Origin of the sequence: Enterococcus avium ATCC 14025, from assembly GCF_000406965.1 — a bacterium.
Taxonomy (GTDB): domain Bacteria; phylum Bacillota; class Bacilli; order Lactobacillales; family Enterococcaceae; genus Enterococcus_A; species Enterococcus_A avium.
The window spans coordinates 211,240-230,449 of the sequence record NZ_KE136366.1 but is presented as its reverse complement, the minus strand read 5'-3'; the positions used below and the strand labels follow the sequence as shown (position 1 = coordinate 230,449).

The window sequence follows — 19,210 nt, the reverse complement described above, 5'->3', positions numbered from 1 at the left end:
AAAGGGCAATGCTGCCCTTTTACTTAAAATCTTTTTGTTCCATCGTAAATAATGGGCTGACAGATTCATTTTCATGAATTCGTTTCACTGCTTCACCCATCAAATCTGAACAACTGATAATCGACAATTTTTTAGGGTGGCGCTCAGGCCCAGTTAGAACAGAATCTGTAATACAAATGTCTTTGATGTCAGCAGCATCTAAATTTTCTTTTGCTGGAGGTGATAACAAACCATGAGAAGCACAAGCGACTACTTCCTTCGCGCCTGCCTTCCTTAACGTTTTCGAAGCGTTGGAGAAAACTTCTCCAGTGTTCAAAATGTCGTCTACCATGATACAACAGCGACCTTCTACATCTCCGATCACATATCCAGAATCTGGATTGCCTTCTTCGGCGACATCCACGATCGCGATTGCTGTATCTAAATACTCTGCCAAACTACGGGCGCGTTGCACACCGCTGTTTTTGGGAGAAACTACAACATAGTCATCTCCCACCATTCCACGACGACGATAATAATGCGCAAACAATGGCATCGTAAATAAATTGTCAACTGGAATATCAAAGAAGCCTTGGACTTGCACAGTGTGTAAATCAAGGGTCAATACTCTTGTTGCACCTGCGTCTGAAAGTAAATTCGCAATCAATTTTGCTGTGATCGGCTCGTGAGGTTTAGCTGTACGATCTTGTCTAGCATAGCCATAATACGGCAATACAACATTGATCGTTTTTGCACTCGCTCGCTTCAAAGCATCGATCATGATTAATAATTCTAAATAATAATCATTTACTGGCTCATTGGTGGATTGGACTAAATAAACGTCATATCCCCGAACGGTCTCCTCTAAATTAATCGAGATTTCTCCATCACTGAACTGTTTGACCGTACTTTTTCCTAACGGTACGCCACAGACATCGGCGATTTTTTCAGCCAACGGTCTGTTCCCATTAAGACTAAAAATTTTAAACTTATCCTTACTTTCTTCTGACATGGTGTCCCTCCAAGTATTTTTGTACCACCAGTTTAACATATTTTGAGTTATTTGCTGTAGATTTTACTTTTTCAATACGAGGGGAACAACTGATTGTTCGGATTTTGAGCAGAACGTCATTACTATTTTATCTGAGAGACCAATGAAATCGTGCCATTTCCCCACTCCGCCGGAATCACAGCCTCACTCTTTCCCCAATTATCATGAATCTTGTAAAATCTTTGTCCAGCTGAATTCTCCATAAAGCCATGAACGACGACCCAATGATTTTTATAACTGCTGCCCAGCAGTTGCAAAAGACCGATCATGACCGGCTCTCCAGCTAAGATTCGTTTAGTCACCCGCTGCCAAGACCCCGCGACGGTGCCTCTTGCTCGATAAGGAATCCGATAACAGCGAAAGAAACGATTCAAGCCCAAAGAAATCTGTAGCGGAACTGTGGGAAAATCAATCGGCTGTAATAAAGGCTGCAGTGCATGAACGAGCTCTTCGTTCTGAGGACTGTTCTTTTCTCGTAGACCATTTGGCAAGCAATTCTCATCCAGCTGATCCTGCCAATAAGCCAGCAATACACTACTAGCATAGGTGCCGCATAGAAATCCTCGCGGTGTCTTCCAGTCACGATAAATCTCAAAGCTCTCTAACTCGATCCACTGATTGATTGGATAATTCATTTTTTTCACCGCCAAATCATTTTCTTTTGTGTATCTTCTCAAGATATATCATAATGGATTATAACGGAAAGAACTAGAAAAAAGATGGAGGACACTATTTTGGACAAAACAAAAATCAAAGAAGATTTATATGAAGCAGTCAATGGTGAATGGATTGAAAAAGCGACAATCCCCGCAGACAAACCGGCAACGGGCGGTTTTCAGGATCTTGTGGATGGCATCGATGATCTATTAATCACTGATACAAAGAAAATGAGCGAGAATCCTTCCTTGATTCCCAATGATTTAATGAAGGAATACATCGCTTATTTCAATCTAGCCAATGATTATCAAAAACGCGATCAGGACGGTGCGGCACCTATGCTGCCCCTACTTCGACAAGTAGAAGCGTTAAAAGATTTGAATGACTTAGCAGAGCAATTAACTAACTGGGTTCTTGATGGACTGCCTTTACCCTTTGGCGTAGATGTAGACGCTGATATGAAAAATACTAAGATCAATGCTTTATTTGCTGGTGCGCCTAGCTTGATCCTACCAGATAAAACCTATTACGAAGCAGATCATCCGCAAGCGCCGCAGCTTTTGGCGATCTTTAAGGAAATGACGCTGAAATTATTCGACTTGGCTGGTTATGATGCTGCTGTAGCCGAAAAAATCACGGACGAAGCTCTTCAATACGATAAATTGTTGGCGCCTCACGTAAAAAGTGCTGAAGAAAATGCCGACTACAGCAAAATGTATAACCCTGAAAGCGGCGAAAAATTTATCCAGCATAGCCAACACCTTGATTTGAAAAACTTATTAATCGGCTTAATCGGCGAAGTTCCAGAAAAGATTATTGTGACCGAGCCGGCATTTTTCGAAAAACTTGATGAGTTAGTCAATACAAAAACCTTCCAGCAAATGAAAAGCTGGATGCTGGTCATGACTCTTAATGCATTAACCGCCTATCTCAGCGAAGAATTTCGTCAAGTCGGCGGCATATACAGTCGTGCGCTTTCTGGTGCGCCCGAAGCTCGTCCACAGGAAAAAGCCGCCTTCTATCTAGCATCAGGTCGTTTTGATCAAATTATTGGCGATTATTATGGAAAGAAATACTTCGGTGAACAAGCCAAGAGAGATGTTGAACAAATGGTCCAACGCATGGTAGGCATTTATCAAGATCGCTTGAGCAGCAACACCTGGCTCAGTGAAGCAACTCGTGAGAAGGCCATCATTAAATTGAATACTCTAGGGATTCATGTAGGTTATCCAGAAAAAATCCCAGCAATTTATACGCATTTCAAAGTAACGACAGCAGAAGAAGGCGGAACACTGTTAAGTAATGCCTTGCACTTCAGTCATTTGAAACGTAAAGAGGATTTCAAAAAATGGAACCAGCCAGTCGAACGTGATGAATGGGAAATGAGCGCAGATACGGTCAATGCTTATTATCATCCATTCCGCAATATCATCGTCTTCCCAGCTGCGATTTTGCAGGCGCCATTTTACAGCTTGAAACAATCCAGCAGTGAGAACTTTGGCGGTATCGGGGCTGTGATCGCCCATGAAATCTCCCATGCCTTTGATAACAATGGTTCACTCTTTGATGAGTATGGAAATCTAAACAATTGGTGGACCGAAGAAGATCAAAAGCATTTCCAAGCGTTAGCGGATCAAATGATCGCTGAGTTCGACGGTCTAGAAATCGCTGGCGGAAAAGTCAACGGTAAGCTGACAGTCTCAGAAAACATTGCTGATGCAGGTGGTCTAAGCTGTGCTTTAGAAGCCGCAAAGAAAGACAATAATGTGGATCTTGAAGGCTTCTTCATCAACTGGGCAACGATTTGGCGGATGAAGGCTCGAAAGGAATATACCCAATTACTCCTATCGATTGATGTCCATGCGCCAAACAAATTGCGAGCCAATGTCCAAGTGAAAAATCTGGCAGACTTCTACCAAACCTTCGATATCCAGCCTAACGATGCGATGTACTTGGCTCCTGAAAAACGAGTTAGTATTTGGTAAAACAATTTTTTTGCAACAAACGAAAAGGCAGCAGGAAGCTACGACAAGACTTTTGTCACAGCTTCCTGCTGCCTTTATTTTCTTTGTACATACTATTTAATCAAGCTTTTTCTTAATTCCTGTCCCCTCTTCTTCCGCTTCGAATGATTGATAATCTCTTGGCTAACGATTGATTCACACTCAGTCTCAACGATGTCTCGAAAACGGCGAACCCCGTTCTTTTGAAAAATCGTTAATCTCGTTAAAATTTCCATCAATGTAAAAAGTTCCTCGCACGACTTGCAGATGTCCGCATTTTTGCTAAAGGTCAGCTTGTGCTTCTTGCCATTGTCATCTTCAAAAACTGCTTTGAAGGAAAAATAAAAATCCTCCTTTTCCTCAAATGCCTTCTCACGGGATTTTTCAGACCAACTTTTTATCGCATAGGCCAATACTTCGTCAAATTTATCAAATGTAGGAGTTGAGGCAACGCGAAAATACTTCATATCCGGACGAACCAAACGCGTCATCTCAGAAAATTCCGCTCGACTCTTAAATAAACGACTTCGTACAATCTCCCATTCCTCGTATTCAAAGTAATCGTAAAAATATAGACAAAATTCACGCATTCTTTCACTTGGCCTACAGGTTAAAAAAATCTGGCGAATCAAATCCTTACACATGAGGGAATAATCCTCCATCATCATCGCATTGCGCACCAGAAGCGCCATTCCATACTCAATCACCACATCTGCATTTTGCGTTTCTTCGTAGTACTGACGAATTCTCGTTTCTAAAGATTCTCTTTTCATTTGAAACAATTGTCGTTCCTGTAACGGCTGCACGTTCATTCCCCTTTCTGTTTACAAAATACTACAATTTTTCGATCTCATGACGCATACGTTGAAGAAAAGCCGCATCGTCAGCTTCATCCACATAGTAAGTAGTCTTTCTTGTACCGCGGCATTCAGGAAATACCACTTCAGCAAACTTGCGAACACCATTTTCTTCAAAGATTGTCAGCTTTGTCAATATTTCTAACAGCACCAAGAGTTTCTTTCTCGGTATACTGATATCTGCATTTTGAAATTTTAGCTTGTGTTTTTTACCATGTTCGTCTCTGAAAACCGTATGGTACTCATAACCATATCGCTCCTTCTCAGGACGATTTTTTTCATCGTCAACCCAGTAGTTCTCATAAAGCCAATCCCGTTTTTTATTTGTAGGGGCAGATGCTGCTCGAACATACTTCGTTTCAGGTCTAATCCTTCGTGTCCTCTCGGAGAATTCGGCGCGACTTTTGAACAATCGATCCCGCACATTTTCCCACTCATTATAATCAAAGAAATCATAAAAATATAGACAAAACTCACGCATTTTATCTGTTGGTTCTTTTGTTAAGAAAATTTCCTGGATTAAATCTTTGCAGACAAAGGAATAATTGGTCATCGTAATCGCATTAAAAACTAAAATCGCCATACCATATTCGATCACTGATTCTGAATCTTGTGTCTTAGAATAGTATTGCTGGATTCTTTTTTCAAGATTCACACGCTTCATTCTAAACAACTGACGTTCATTTAAAGCTTTCACTGCCATTCTCTTCTCTCACTTTCGCTTAGAATTTTTTACTCTATAATGATACCTCTAAATGAAGCAGAATTTTACCCAAGATTATTTATAAAAAAAAAGATCTAGAATTCTTTTCCCGATGAAATGAAAAGATTGTTTCCTTCTCAAATCTGTGCTAGTATTTTTGCGGGGACTTCCCCAAATAAATCAGAGTAGAAAATAAAGCGTTAAGTGCTGGAGGGATGGGATGTTGTCCTCTGGACGAAAGACTTTGTCTGCGGTTTTATTTTCGCATTCGCTGCATGCAGATGTAGCAGCTCTATAAGGAGATGCTAGAAATGAAAAAACACCTTGATGCTAGAAGCATCACAACTATGGCACTACTGATTGCCATGATGGTCACCCTGTCTCGAATATTAGGAATCGAGACGCAATTTCTTAAGGTCAGCTTTACCTTCATCCCAGAGATTATTATGGGAATGCTCTTTGGTCCATTTTGGACAGGCATTGGTTCTGTAATCGCTGATTTTGTAGGAATGTCGCTATTTGCAAAAGCACCCTTTTTCATCGGTTTTACCATCAACGCCTTTCTAGAAGGAGCCATCTATGGATACTTTTTCTACAAGAAAGAGATTACTTGGAAAAACTCGATTCAGTCAGTGCTGGTAACAACGATCGTGATTAACCTGATATTAACACCTTTATGGTTAGCCATGATGTATCATGTCCCATTGAATAGCTGGTTAATCTGGGCACCACGCTTAATCAAAACAGCAATTTGGATTCCTATTCAAGCGGTTATTACCTATTTCTTAGGTGGCGTATTACCCTATAAACAATGGATTGCTCGATTCAATCGTGCACACTAATTCTTTACAAATGATTACGTTTATGTGAAAGTAGTTATACAATTCACAGCATATAATCCTTTAGAGACTGTCTTATCCCATAGACAGTCTCTATTTTTGTGTTATATTTCCCAAGCATAAAAATCGTAAAACGTTATATAAAGCGCTATGATGAGAAAAATTTAATAAGAAAGCTGGGAGAAAAATGAAAAAATCTGACGTTTTAATTGTCCCTAAAGACCGCTCACTGTACTTTTTCCCCGCCATCTCTGAGATGAGTGTTTGCTCGGGGAAAGAGTTACTTGCAGCAAATAACGAATATTTACGCCAATACTTGAAAGACTTTCAACTAATTATATTTTTAGATTACGGTTTTGAACCAGAAATGGCCGCCAAGATTCGTCCTTTCACAAAAGCTAAGATTGTTCTATTTTTCTGGAATCACTTCAAATTGGAGCATTATCGCAAATTGAATGCCTCACAAAAAGAACCTGCGATCAATGAAATTTATCATTTCGATCCATTAGAGGCACGAGATCTAGGCTTGAAGCATAATAGTTCCTTTTACACTCAGTCTGTTGGCGAGCCGCTTAATGAAACGGATTATGATATCTTTTTTGGTGCCAATGATAATGGCCGAAAGCAGCAAGCAATGGAGCTTAAGAATCGCTTCGAATCACTAGGCCTTTCTACCTTCTATCATATTCTGCCTAATCGCGGTAATGAACAAGCCGGTTACCTACCCTATAGTGAATATCTAAAATTGGTCAAGCGTAGTAACGGTATTCTGGAAATCCTACGTGCTGGACAATATGGGGTCACTCTTCGAACCTTTGAATCACTTTTCCTACAAAAGAAGCTAATTACCGCCAATGAGATGTTGCCTTTTTACCGACTTTACGATCCGAGAAATGTCTTTATGCTGGAAACAGATCTTAGCCAATTGACCGCTTTCTTGAATATTCCCTACCAGCCTGCCGATCAAGTGCTACTTGATTTCTTTGAAGCAAAAAATTGGGTCAAACGCTTTGTAGATTACGATCCGAAGCTATTTGAAGAATTCGAATATTATCCTGAGTTGATGAGGCATGCAAGTGCGCTGTAGCACTTTGTTGCTCATTTCAAGAGGCCCGTCAATTTCAAGAATAAGAAGGAAATTCCGAAACTTGCCAAGAAAATCAGTGACATAGGAACTGATGTCGGATGGTCCTGGTCGGCGCTTCTCAAATTTTTATGGCTTATTTCCCTAGTCGCTACTGATATGCCGCCATTTACTCGTAAATAGGAGCTGATCCGAAAGACTAAAAGACTTTCAGATCAGCTCCGTGTTTATTTGCAGTATTTTTGATAGTTAACAGTAAAACCTTCTATAAGAAAAAGAGTTAGAAAAAGGAGCAATCTCGCTTTCTACTAGTTTACTCGCGATTTCCATCATCGATTTCTTTTATAACACTTCCAAAATCGAACGTAGCTCATCAACAGATACCTGCCCTGGAGCTGAGGCCTTTTTCGCTGCGCCGAATGTTGCTGATGAGCCAAACGTTGCACCGGATACGCGACTGACTACTCCTAAACTTCCCATAGACATGGTAATTAGCGGACGGTCAGCATGTTTATGATACATTTCCTGTGTCGCATCCAGCAGGGTGATCACATCGGCAGTTGTTTGCGGCATCACTGCGATCTTACAGATATCTGCACCCAGCTCCTGCATTTTGCATAGACGCTCAATTATTACTTCTTTTGCTGGTGTCTTATCGAAGTCATGGTTGCACATAATGATTTTTTTATTTTTTTCATGAGCTAGTTCAATTGTTTGGCCTACACCTACCGCTGGCATGAATAATTCCACATCCAATAGGTCAAAGCTGCCTTCATTTAATAATACACGATACATCTCAAAATACTTCTCATCCGAAAGAGCCAGCTCACCGCCCTCTTGCTTTGTTCTAAATGTTACTAATAACGGCTTATTCAAAATTTTCTTAACCTGCTTTGAAAATTGAGCCGCAGCGGAAAAATCCAAGATGTCCTCATAGAAATCAATCCGCCACTCAACGATATCGCAATCGACCGTCGCAACAAATTCTGCTTCCTGAATGATTTCTTCTTTTGTTCTACCTACTAGAGGTACAATGATTTTCGGTTTTCCTTCACCTAATGTGACCGTATCAATCGTTACAGTTTTCATTCACATCTCTCCTAATCTCAACATTCATTCTATCCTACTGATAAACAGCCGTTACGGTCTGCTGTTGCAACAACGTTTGTTTTGTTCTCTTATCCTCCAGAAGTTCAATCGTCTTTAAGATATCTCTGGCTTCTCGAGTTCCTTCGATGATTCTTCGTGCGACCTTACTATCTCCTATGTTTACTCTGCTAGTGCATACGCCTGTAATTCTGGCAGCAACGGTGCATCAGCACGCATTCCAAGACAGATAAAACCCAAATCAAAATTCAAATTTATCATACAACCGTTCTCATCTTCAACCAGAAAGTCAGACTTGTTAACCTGTGTTAGTTTTGTAGAAGTATAAACATTTACCTTATACTTTTCAACAATTTCCATCATTGCCAGCTTCGTGATCAGATCCAGATCTTTTCCTAATTCTCGTTGCATTTCAACGATACTGACCTTCGCGGCACCGCGTTCTGCATAATATTCCACAACATCCAGTCCAACTGCCCCGCCACCAATCACGACAATTTCCTTACCCTTGAACTCTTGAAAATTATCCATTCCATTCAGGAGATCAAAAATTGAAAACACTTTGCGATCCGCTTTTGCCAGCTCTTCATGTAAGCCATTGATTGGAGGTAGCAATGGTTTTGCTCCAGTGGCGTTAACAATAATATCCGGCTTAATAGATTCCAGAGCCGCTGGATTGAATGGTCGATTCTTGTGAATTTTCAGATTCGGCAATTCTTGACAACGATTGATTTGATAGCTGATAAAATCATTGATTCTTTTTTTATCCGGTAAGCGAGAAATCTCCTGCCCCAGTCCGCCTAAGTAATCCTTTGCTTCAAACAGCTCAACCATAACACCAACTTCGGCTGCCGTTGCAGCAGCTTCCAATCCTGCTGTTCCGCCGCCAATCACTACCATTTTAGTTGGATTTTTTACTGGCCGCAGCTTGTATTGATCCTCATAATGTAAATCTGGATTTACCGTACAGCGAATAGGTCGTGCTTTGACGATACGATGGTCGGCACAGCCGATATTACAGGATATACACTTTCTTAGTAATCCTTCCTTACCTGAAGCCACCTTATTGACCCAATTTGGTTCTGCAATCAATCCACGACCCATCGCCAATAGATCAGCTTCCCCTTTTTCAAGAATTGCCGTTGCTTGTTTCGGGTCACGAATATTTCCTGAAGTCATGACCACCTTCTCTGGATAACGCTCTTTAACTTCCTTCGCCATAAAGCTCCGCCAACCGTCTGCCAGATTCATCTTATCAATTTGGTATTGCAGGCTGTCATTCAAAGCCGCTGACACATTCAAGATATCAACTTTATCCACAAAATAATCCAATATCTCCAAGGTATCTTGAACAGAATTGCCTCCCGGTAACAGTTCATCCGCACTGAAACGCAAAGCAATCGGAAATTGCGGTCCGACACGTTTCCGCACCGCATCCAGAACCAAACAAGTCAGCCGGGCACGATTTTCAGGAGAACCGCCAAACTCATCCGTACGCTTATTGTAAATCGGCGATAGGAATTGACTAAGCAAATAGGAATGCCCTGCATGGATTTCAACACAGTCAAAGCCTGAACGCTGTGCACGATCTGCCGCTTCAGCATACTTATCGATAATGGCATAAACTTCTTCTGTAGTCAGAGGACGCGGTACTGGATTACCCTTTTTACTAGGAACATTCGAAGCCGAAACTGGCTGATTTCCTTCCAAACGCAGGCCATAAGCAGAAGCACCAGCATGATTAAGCTGTACAGAAGTCGCCGCGCCATAAGCATGCATCCGTTCATTAAAGTTCCACAAGCCAGAAATATACTGGTCGTTGTCCATCCGCAACTGACGGGCGCCATTCGTGCCCATCGGATAATCGATGCAGGCATTTTCTAGAGTAATTAGTCCGACACCACCCTTAGCTCGTTGTTCATAATACGCTAAATGAGGAATACAGAAGGTACCATCCATATTCGCAAAATTTGTGCCCATCGGCGGCATCACGACTCTGTTTTTCACTGTCATCCGCTTGATTGTCAGCGGCTCAAAAATTTTTTTATATTTCTCGTTCATACGATCTCTCCTTCACTCTCTTTCTATTCCAAACCTGCAACTGACTTCTCCATAACAGAGCGAAATTCTTCTATCGCTAACAAGCTCTCACGTGTATCCTCCACATCCCACGAATAATCCCAGTAATTCGGCAGGAAGGGAAGCTGCATTCGTTCCTTAACAAAGGCATGAGCCGCTATTTCTCGTGTCTGTCGCACTGCTGCCGTTCTTTTAAAGCCTAAAAACTGCATCGTTTCGACTCGTTCCAATTGCTCTGTCGTAGATCGAGTCTGTTCTTCTAACAGATGAAACAACTCATGCAGCAAAACTGCTTCCTCTAGCTGCGCCAACGTTATGTTATGGTCATGAGCTATCTGCCTCAATGGCTGCTGATACATTCGAATGGTCTTCTTGTTTTTAGCAAGCTCCAAGGTCCCGCGAACTGTCTCTGTCTTGCCAGTTATCTCCTTTATTACCATGACACCTAAGCGGTCGCACAGTTCGCTTGGATCTACAAAATCAGCTGTTACAGCCAGCTGCTTCCCATATGCAAGCGCACCATCAATATAGTAGCGGATCTTTTCTGTAGGGATTTTATGAAAAAAGGTATCCTTACGCAATTCCAGGTATGCTAAAAACCGATCATCTGTTTTCAGCTTTATGGCATCAATACTGCTGATTACATGCAATGATCAACAACTCCTCGTCTGTCTGAATACTCGCCATGTCCAAATCCACCAGCATCATCAGCTGTGAAAAATCCTGTGTCGCAAAATCCATCAATCTAGCACCGGCACAAATATAAAAATCCGGTCGAACGATCAAGTCTGATTTATAATTCGCCATATCCTCCCATAAGGTGCGTAAGGCTTCTAGGTAATTTTGAATAGAGGTCTTGATGATTTGAGCATTCCCACGTTGCACCTTAATAAAGCCTTTATTGTCGATCACCCGGATAGCATTTCCAGTAGCTTCCTTTTTCCCAAAAATATAAAAATGTCTATTTTCCGCTAATAACTCGACACTTTCCTCTGTTCTTCTAAAATCATTTTCAGCAATGTCGCGCGCTTCCTCCAGGGTACACTGCTTCGATAAATCACAGGTCTGTACCTCGGTAGAGCCGGTTGCCATCGCTGTGACCTTCTGTGTTTGAGAATCAATATTGATATGCACCTCGACAGTTTCCTTAACGGCACCACTTTCGATGGCCTTATTCAACGCTTCGTTGCGAATTTGTTGAATCTCCTGCTTCGACGGATTAGGGATAATTCGTTCAACCACATCCTGTACCATCGAGAGCGCAACGCCAATCGAAGAGATCACCTCTGCATTTTCAGGGATGCTATAGTTCAGTTCCATCTTTTCCGCACAGTAGCTTAATAAAGAGGAGGCACCGCCGCCAACACCCACTAACGACAATTGTTCCTTCTCCAGTTTGTACTTACGAGCAAGTCCCATGATTACTGGTTCGATTTTCTCAAAAGCCTTTTCGAGAATAGCCGTAGCAGTCTCCTCAATACTCAAGTTTAAATACTCAGCTAATGGAGCCATCGCCTTGCGAGCTGCTTTTACATTTCCGTAAGAAAAATGCTCCTTTTTCACTAAACCAAGCACATTTGCCGCGCAGGTATTTGTCAATGTTACGCGCTTGCCATTTCTCAGTCGAATCGCCACATAATCAGCGGAATCTCCTGCCCTCGGTGCAAAGAATTCTAGCTGCGGATCAATAATTTCTTCCTCTGGAGTAAACACGGCATAGTCCATCCCTCCGATATGAGCACTGCGTGGACCCACGTCAATCAGCTTATGCTGTCCAGCACGAACCATACTGCCTCCAGCAACGCCCAACACTCGCACATCCAGCGAACTGATGTAGGTACTGCGTCCATTAATCTGAGAATAATCAATCACTGGACGACCATCCTTGATCACACCGATATTGGTCGAAGTTCCACCAACTTCAAAGTAAATCCCGTTCGAGGCTCTCAAATAAATCAAGGCTCCCATCACACTCGCGGCGGGCCCAGAAAGCATGGTCAATACTGGCCGCTTCTTCATTTCCTTAACATCCATCACACCGCCGTCACCTCGCATGATCATCAAAGGAACATCAACGCCTGTCCCCTTCACGCCTGTTTCGGTAGAATCAGCTGTTTCCAACATTTTCGGTAAAATAGATCCATTGATGACCGCTGTCCGCGTCCTGCGAGATAATCCATAAAGCTTGGTGATTTCCGAAGCCATCGTGACCTTCAACCCTTTTGCATGCAAGACATCATTGATCTGCCGCTCTGAAGCCAAATCATCAACACCAAATGCGCCGCTCGTGACAAACACCTGACATCCTTCTGCACAAAGCTCATCAATTGCCTGAGCAATCCTTTCCTCACTAAGCTTCTTTTTATGAATGAAACGGCTGCTGATTTGAATCTCACGCCCAGTTCCCAATTCCAAACGGTTCAAGCTGGTCTGACGTTTTGTCAAAAAAGCTTCAAAGCTGCCTCCAGCTGTCGCAATAACTCCCACCTTCGCCACATCACCTTCCAAAAGTGCATTGGTCGCCTGTGTGGTACTGTGTGCGACAAAAACAACCTCATCTGCTGAAATATCATGTTCTTCTAAACATTTTAGAAAAGAAGCAACGACGCCCTCTGCAACCCCCGCTTGTGCATCATGTGTCGTTTTTACAGAAGATTTTCCGATGATTTGTTTTGTTTGATTATCGATTGCCACTGCCTTGGTATGTGTACCACCAACGTCGATGCCTACTCGAATTTTTCTTTTCTCCATGTCTTCCTCACCTTCTTAGCCGAACCAGAAATAGGTCAGCAGCTCCAATACGATACAAATAACGATTCCTGGAATAAAAGCCATTTTCATATAGCTTTTACTTTCGATCTGAGCATACCCTAGTCCCCATGACACCCATGAGGTAGTGATATCGAAATGTCCCATACCGATCAGGATCGATATAAATAGCGGATAAAGAAATTCAACAGACCAGTCGGCGTTTTGCTGACTGACGACAGCAAGGATCGCTGCCCCGCTGCCAACTAGATTCATCGGTCCACGAAACCAAGTAAACGGTGATAGGAAAATAAATAGTAGACACAGTAACAATGTCGATTGAGGAATGACTCCACCAAGCATTGCTTGAAAATAAGGACCAGCAAAGGATGCAGCCGCATTGAACATGGCAAGACATAACCAGAAACCCACCAGCGAAGCTGTATCCTTGACCGCATCCGCATATTGCTTTGTCAACATCCGACTGATCGAACGAAAATCAGCGCCCAGCTCCTGGCAAACAACTAAAGCAAATAAGCCGCTAAGAATAAAGCACAGGATCATCGGCAATCTTAAAAGAATCACCCCAATCACTGGTAAAAATGGTGTAACTAACGCTAAATTCGGCGCGTTTTTAACTGTCGGAGCTGCTACTGTCGCTTCCCAGTTAAAGAACTTCGCTTCCCGTTTCATATAGATCAGTGAAAATATTGCTATGATCACCAGCATGACAGCAAATGCTGTAATTCCAAACGGAAAATAATCTGAGTATGTATAGTCAGCCTCCCCCGTGTTAAAAAAAGCCCGATATTGTGTGAAATTGATTGGATTCAGGAAAATTCCCGCAGCAACTGAGCCCGTATAAGAAAACAAGGCGATCCCCTTTGGTATACCAATAGAAAACAATATTGGCAACACCACAACAGCAATAGATATGACAGGACCGGCACCTGTCAGAGAAGTAAAAATGATTCCAGTGATTAAGCTTACCAAAACAAGAATGAGTGCAGAATTATCTCCTCCAAGCTCGACGGATTTTCGGATGATCGTCGAGGCAATCTCAGTATCCAAAAGTACTCGGCCAAACCAAGCCCCAAAAAAGATATTGACTAAGACACCACCCCAACTCTCCGGTGCTCGCTGATAGACCGCTTGCAGCATATCGACAGCAACTGATGCACTGCTTCCTGTTGCCAGTTGATTGATGATTGGAACAATCGTCCATAACGTCGCCATCAAAATAAAGCCGATCATTAAATTGTGCCCTTTAATCGAATACACGACCAACCCGACAAATGACAGCACTAAAATCAATCCACTTATAAAAGACATCATTCTCCCCCTTACTCCTAAAAGCCTGAATCACTCCCCAGACCCTTTACTCAGACACTTCTTGAACTGACTGGAATCGGCACAAAATAATCAGTTATTTTGCCCAATTCCTCGTCAGCCACTTATTTATTTGAATACATCGTAATCGATCGATCAGAAATCGACTCTGCGGCCTTCTTCTGCTGACAAATACGCTGCATAGATTACTTTAATCGTATCATAAGCTAGATCCAGACCAGACAACGGTTCGCGATTTTCTGCAACCGCATCAACAAAATCTTGGAACTGGTTCAAATAACCTCTTAAGGTTTCTTCTGAAACAAAGACCTTGTTCCAGCCAAGCTTCTCCTGCAGCTGTTCCGAGATATAGACATCCTCTAAGCCATCCTCATCAAGGAAATAGGTCGATAAGTTGTCCGCAGGTGTAATCGTATTAACTAAGGCGCTATCATTCGTGTACACTTCCACGTAGTTTTTCACGCCGCCCAGTGTATTGTCGTTAGAAATAGAGATAGCCTTTGTCCCATCAGTAAACGTAATAATGATCGTCGCGAAATCTTCCGTATCGACTGACTTCGCTGGGAAATAGCGTTTGTCATGCTCGTTCAAGTTTGGCGCTAATCTTGCGGTCTCTGCTGTTACACTTTGAATCCCAATTTCTTCCCCACGTGCTCTCGCTTCTCGTTCTTTTAAGAACAGCATGCCGCCGATTGGATGACTGCCTAGACGAATCAGGGAACCTCCGCCTGCTAATGACCAATGAGCAGAAGCTGGAGAAGTGGATGAACGAATGCTTTCTTCCCCCTTCATATACATAATCTTGCTTTTCTTCGCTTCAATGATTTCAGCTGAGCGTAAAATATTTGGTGAATACACATAATTCTCCGCATACATGAACAAAACATCTGAGGCTTCAAATTTTGCCCGACACTCATCGATATCCTTTAAAAGACTCTCGTACATTTTTGCTTTTGGAACAGTTAAACCAATCGGCTCTTCCTCGTCCTCTTCACCGAAATAACCAGTCAATGGTTTTTCACAAATGACATGCTTTCCAGCCTCCAACGCTTGATAGGCAAGCTCTAAATGAGTCACTGGCGGTGTGATAATATCGATCACATCAATTTCCGGATCTTCAAGGATTTCTTCATAGGTTTTAGCGACCTGTTCAATAATGTCCCATTTTTTACATAACGCAACTGCTTTTTCTTCAACCACGTCATAAACATATTTGATTTTGAAGTCCACACCACTCACTCTTGTGTAGGCATTTGTATGGAAATTTCCCGCAAATCCTGCGCCGATAATCGCTGCTCTTACTTTTTTCATCTATTCATTCTCCTCAACTCGAATTATTTACTTGCTTCTGCTAAATTAGTGATTTCCTTCATACTGATAAAAGCTTCTGGACCAAAAACTTTTTTATATCTGACAAATACGATTAACGCTAGAACAAAGGCCAACCCAGATACCGCCGCGTTATAAACCATCGTATTCATCGTATTCGTATTAGCCAGCCAGCCGGTAATAACAGGTGCTGAAAATACGGCAATCGAATTCAGACTATAGACCATGCCGGTGATCTTCCCTTTGCTTCCTGGGAAAAGCTCAGCCATTGTGGTCAATCCTAATTGCAACATGCCGCTGGTAAAGCCGGTCACCATCACGGTGATAAAACACAAGAGCGGTAATGGAGCAATCGTTAACGCGATCAAACAAACCATCGTGATCAATGGATAGATCAAACAGATAACGATCGGGCGAACACGATCTCTTACTAGATAGCCCGTAACGAAGACACCAATAACGACACCCAAGCTGAAATAAGTCAACATTTTAGATGCGGCAGCAACACTCATTCCCGCATATTCCTCAGCCACTTTCGCCATCCAGACCTGCACGACTGTAAAAATCGTCGTCGAGGTGAAGCCCATTAAAATAAGGCAGACTCCCTCGATTGCCATCTTCGGTTTTTCATAAAAAGTTCGTTTGACTTCTTTTTCTGCTGCACCAGATTGGGTAGACAATGCAGGAAAGCCACGAGTAAACATAAAGACAATATTCAAAACAAGATAGCCAATCACAATATAAAAGGACAGGCTGTAATTCAGATTTTTTTGAATAATAAAACTAAATATGAACGGCATGATAAACTGCCCGGCTGCCGAAAAGAACTTGATTGCTAGATTCGCTGTTCCTGCTGATGTCGGAAAAATTTCCATCAGCGCAGGATAGGTCCCCGCATCAATAAAGGAGTTACACATTCCTGCCAGCACAGCGAAAAACAACGCAATCGGCACATTCGGACTGAGCAAAATCCCCATAAAATAAACGATAAAACCCACCATACCAATGAGAATGAACGGCTTTCGTCCAAACTTATCAGAAAGCACTCCTGAGATAAATAAAACAATAAATTTCCCGATACCGATACCGGAAACAACTAAACCAAAGCCAGTTCTATCCGTTCCAAACTGCTTCATCAAGGCATCCATATTCATTGAAAGGATAATGACACTTACGCCGATCACTATATAGTTCAAATACATGCAGACAGCAGTCAAAAAATACTTATTCTTCATTTTCTACCTCCAATATTGTGTTAGTTTTCACAATAAGATATAAAATTAATCGTTTACATAACAAAACTGTCAGTAATAGTTATGGATAAAAAAGCGCTTTTCTTTCCAAAACCACTATAAAACGAATCCATGATAGAAACAATCTCAATTCTCCGCATTATTCATAACAAAAAAGTTATATATCAATCTGTGAAAAATGATACAATTATAAAAAGAAATCTTGGAGGGGAACCGATTGAATATCAAAAATCTAGAAGCCTTCTGTCGTTTGGCAGAGTTAGAGCATTATGGAAAAACAGCCGATGAACTAGGGATCGCTCAACCGACGCTTAGTCGTACGATTAAACGTATAGAAGAAGAGCTTGGGGTTGTCCTATTCAGACATCATGGACGGAACATCCATTTAACCAAGATCGGGAAAATTTACTATGAAAGTGTCCAACAGGGGCTCGAAAAAATTGCTGCCGGGACGAAATCTGTTCGCGATTTAGTCGATCCGTATTCAGGAAGTATTGATCTAGGCTTTATCTTTACCCTAGGTCCAGAGATTATTCCACAGCTGCTGCAGCAATTCCGCAGTGATAGCCATCGCAGGAATTTCAAGTTTAAATTCTGGCAGGGAAATAGTCCAAGGCTGATTGAAAATGTAAAGAATGAGACCTGTGATTTTGCCTTATGCTCTTTTTTGAAGGACGAACCTGAAATCGAGTTTATCCACATATTAGATCAGCCGTTGGTAGCTATCGTTGCTAATAGTAATCCTCTTGCGTCAAAAGAAACTGTTTCACTAAAGGAACTATCAGAATACTCCATGATCTTATCCCTAGATAAAACCTACTACATGGAAAAGCTCTTTGAAAAGCAGCAGCTGCCCCTGAAAATCTCCTGCCGCGTAGAAGAGGATCAGGCATTGGCCGGACTCGTTTCCATCGATATCGGGGTGGCTATTTTACCCTTTAATAATTTACTAGAATTTCATGATGTCAAAGTTTTACAATTGGAGGAGTCGCAATCCCGCTGTGTCTATCTCGCGAAAAAGAAAGATGCATTGCTGACCTCAGCTGCATTGGAATTTGAGCGGTTTCTAACAAATAAAGAATTCCAAGAAAAGCTTCTGCCAGAGCCTAAATAATAGGAAAAAACAACCGATCCACGAAAGGGGTCGGCTGTTCTATGGCATTACTTTTCGGTACTCACTCTATCTATGAGTCCCTACACAAAACATAATTATGTCTTTAAATACTTCTTTTTTGCTGTTTAATAAAAAATCGTGAAAGTATTATTTCTACTTTTTCAACTTTGTTATATATTCTACATGCAAAGAATAATTCTAACGTTTTTGAGGAGGAGTATTATGGATAATTTTGAGTATCTGGATGACAAACAGTGGTCACCGTTATGGGAACGTTACTTGGCAAATGCATTGGCTTTTGATCCTTCACTGGCTCATGAAATAAACTGTATTATACCAATTCCCCAAAAAACAGGTGTCCTGATTTTTACAGATGATCATATCTATTTTAGTAAAGTCAGCGCAATAGCAACACTTCACCGTTTTTCTTTAAAACATTCTTTTCCCGAGTATCGAGTACTTTCGCTTTGTTTAAAAGAAACAGGCTGCTTTGGAAAATACAAATTTCCTTGGGTCTGCCCTTACTTTTGCTTGTTCCCATTAGAGGGAAAAGACCAAACGACCTGGATTAATCCCTATAAAATCTCTTCTATTTTCAAACGTCAGGGACAGCACTACGCAGAAATGACTAACGGACTTCATCTGATCCTTCCTGTCCAACGAAGACGAGTTATTTCTAGAGCAGAGCTTGCTTGTCTTATTTTAGCTACTATGCGCCGTGGCTTTTTTCACTTTGTCATTCCTGGATATATGCCACTAGATTATTTGTACTTTCCCAATACTGCATTTGCGGACACTCTTCGTGCTCAATCAAAATTAAAGAAGTTTCGAACCGCTTTAGGTGAGCTTAACCATCTTTATAACAGAACTTATTCTCTTTATCACTGTGAAGAGCTGATTGATGATCCTCGAGATATCGATGGGATTGACTGGCTGTGAGTTGATATTGAAAAAACATGCTGATGACTAGAATGGACATCAGCATGTTTTTTCAGTCTTTCTAACCACGCCTTTTTATTTGATGAGACTAAATATTAAACATTCGAGTCTAAAGTAA

The 19,210-nt window shown here is 41.7% G+C and carries 16 protein-coding genes and 1 riboswitch; of the genes, 5 read left to right on the top strand and 11 right to left on the bottom strand.

Annotated features, from left to right (window positions below; all coding sequences use genetic code 11):
• Positions 1-19 precede the first annotated feature (19 nt).
• The gene (locus OMU_RS18585; RefSeq protein WP_016181403.1) at positions 20-991 is read right to left on the bottom strand and encodes a ribose-phosphate diphosphokinase; all 972 of its coding nucleotides are present in this window, start codon (positions 989-991) and stop codon (positions 20-22) included.
• Between the two features lie 122 nt (positions 992-1,113).
• Positions 1,114-1,665, bottom strand: a complete 552-nt coding sequence (locus OMU_RS18580) for a hypothetical protein (protein WP_016181402.1) — start codon at positions 1,663-1,665, stop codon at positions 1,114-1,116.
• Positions 1,666-1,764: 99 nt separating this feature from the next.
• Between OMU_RS18580 and OMU_RS18575 the strand changes: the two genes are divergently transcribed.
• The gene (locus tag OMU_RS18575; protein ID WP_016181401.1) at positions 1,765-3,672 is read left to right on the top strand and encodes a M13 family metallopeptidase; all 1,908 of its coding nucleotides are present in this window, start codon (positions 1,765-1,767) and stop codon (positions 3,670-3,672) included.
• Between the two features lie 92 nt (positions 3,673-3,764).
• On the opposite strand, the gene OMU_RS18570 is transcribed toward OMU_RS18575, so the two are convergent.
• Both OMU_RS18570 and OMU_RS18565 read right to left on the bottom strand, forming a co-directional pair.
• Entirely contained in the window at positions 3,765-4,502 is a 738-nt protein-coding gene (locus OMU_RS18570; protein WP_218064590.1) for a hypothetical protein, read from the bottom strand.
• Positions 4,503-4,524: 22 nt separating this feature from the next.
• Positions 4,525-5,250 carry a hypothetical protein gene (locus OMU_RS18565; protein ID WP_016181399.1) on the bottom strand — a complete coding sequence of 242 codons (726 nt, stop codon included), beginning with the start codon at positions 5,248-5,250 and terminating at the stop codon, positions 4,525-4,527.
• A 179-nt stretch (positions 5,251-5,429) separates the two neighbouring features.
• Positions 5,430-5,526, top strand: a riboswitch (THF riboswitch).
• A gap of 26 nt (positions 5,527-5,552) precedes the next feature.
• Here OMU_RS18565 and OMU_RS18560 point away from each other — a divergent pair.
• Both OMU_RS18560 and OMU_RS18555 read left to right on the top strand, forming a co-directional pair.
• On the top strand, positions 5,553-6,092 hold the full coding sequence (locus tag OMU_RS18560; protein WP_465038459.1) for a folate family ECF transporter S component: 540 nt from the start codon (positions 5,553-5,555) through the stop codon (positions 6,090-6,092).
• A 184-nt stretch (positions 6,093-6,276) separates the two neighbouring features.
• On the top strand, positions 6,277-7,176 hold the full coding sequence (locus tag OMU_RS18555) for a WaaS/CpsH family glycosyltransferase (protein WP_016181397.1): 900 nt from the start codon (positions 6,277-6,279) through the stop codon (positions 7,174-7,176).
• Between the two features lie 339 nt (positions 7,177-7,515).
• On the opposite strand, the gene aroD is transcribed toward OMU_RS18555, so the two are convergent.
• From aroD to OMU_RS18520, 7 genes are all read right to left on the bottom strand, one after another.
• Entirely contained in the window at positions 7,516-8,262 is a 747-nt protein-coding gene (gene aroD, locus OMU_RS18550; protein WP_016181396.1) for a type I 3-dehydroquinate dehydratase, read from the bottom strand.
• A 180-nt stretch (positions 8,263-8,442) separates the two neighbouring features.
• Complete coding sequence (locus OMU_RS18545; RefSeq protein WP_016181395.1) at positions 8,443-10,341, bottom strand: oxidoreductase; 1,899 nt, start codon at positions 10,339-10,341, stop codon at positions 8,443-8,445.
• 23 nt (positions 10,342-10,364) lie between these two features.
• Complete coding sequence (locus tag OMU_RS18540; RefSeq protein ID WP_016181394.1) at positions 10,365-11,009, bottom strand: hypothetical protein; 645 nt, start codon at positions 11,007-11,009, stop codon at positions 10,365-10,367.
• Entirely contained in the window at positions 10,987-13,110 is a 2,124-nt protein-coding gene (locus tag OMU_RS18535) for a hydantoinase/oxoprolinase family protein (RefSeq protein ID WP_016181393.1), read from the bottom strand. The genes OMU_RS18540 and OMU_RS18535 overlap by 23 nt, the downstream gene beginning before the upstream one ends.
• Positions 13,111-13,125: 15 nt before the next feature.
• The gene (locus OMU_RS18530) at positions 13,126-14,439 is read right to left on the bottom strand and encodes a hypothetical protein (protein WP_016181392.1); all 1,314 of its coding nucleotides are present in this window, start codon (positions 14,437-14,439) and stop codon (positions 13,126-13,128) included.
• 153 nt (positions 14,440-14,592) lie between these two features.
• A complete protein-coding gene (locus OMU_RS18525; RefSeq protein WP_016181391.1) occupies positions 14,593-15,768 on the bottom strand; it encodes a Gfo/Idh/MocA family protein in 1,176 nt (391 codons plus the stop codon).
• A 23-nt stretch (positions 15,769-15,791) separates the two neighbouring features.
• Positions 15,792-17,021 (bottom strand): MFS transporter, encoded by a 1,230-nt coding sequence (locus OMU_RS18520; protein WP_016181390.1) that lies wholly within the window; start codon positions 17,019-17,021, stop codon positions 15,792-15,794.
• Between the two features lie 235 nt (positions 17,022-17,256).
• Between OMU_RS18520 and OMU_RS18515 the strand changes: the two genes are divergently transcribed.
• Positions 17,257-18,153 carry a LysR family transcriptional regulator gene (locus tag OMU_RS18515; RefSeq protein ID WP_016181389.1) on the top strand — a complete coding sequence of 299 codons (897 nt, stop codon included), beginning with the start codon at positions 17,257-17,259 and terminating at the stop codon, positions 18,151-18,153.
• 222 nt (positions 18,154-18,375) lie between these two features.
• The gene (locus OMU_RS18510; RefSeq protein WP_016181388.1) at positions 18,376-19,092 is read left to right on the top strand and encodes a hypothetical protein; all 717 of its coding nucleotides are present in this window, start codon (positions 18,376-18,378) and stop codon (positions 19,090-19,092) included.
• Positions 19,093-19,210 lie beyond the last annotated feature (118 nt).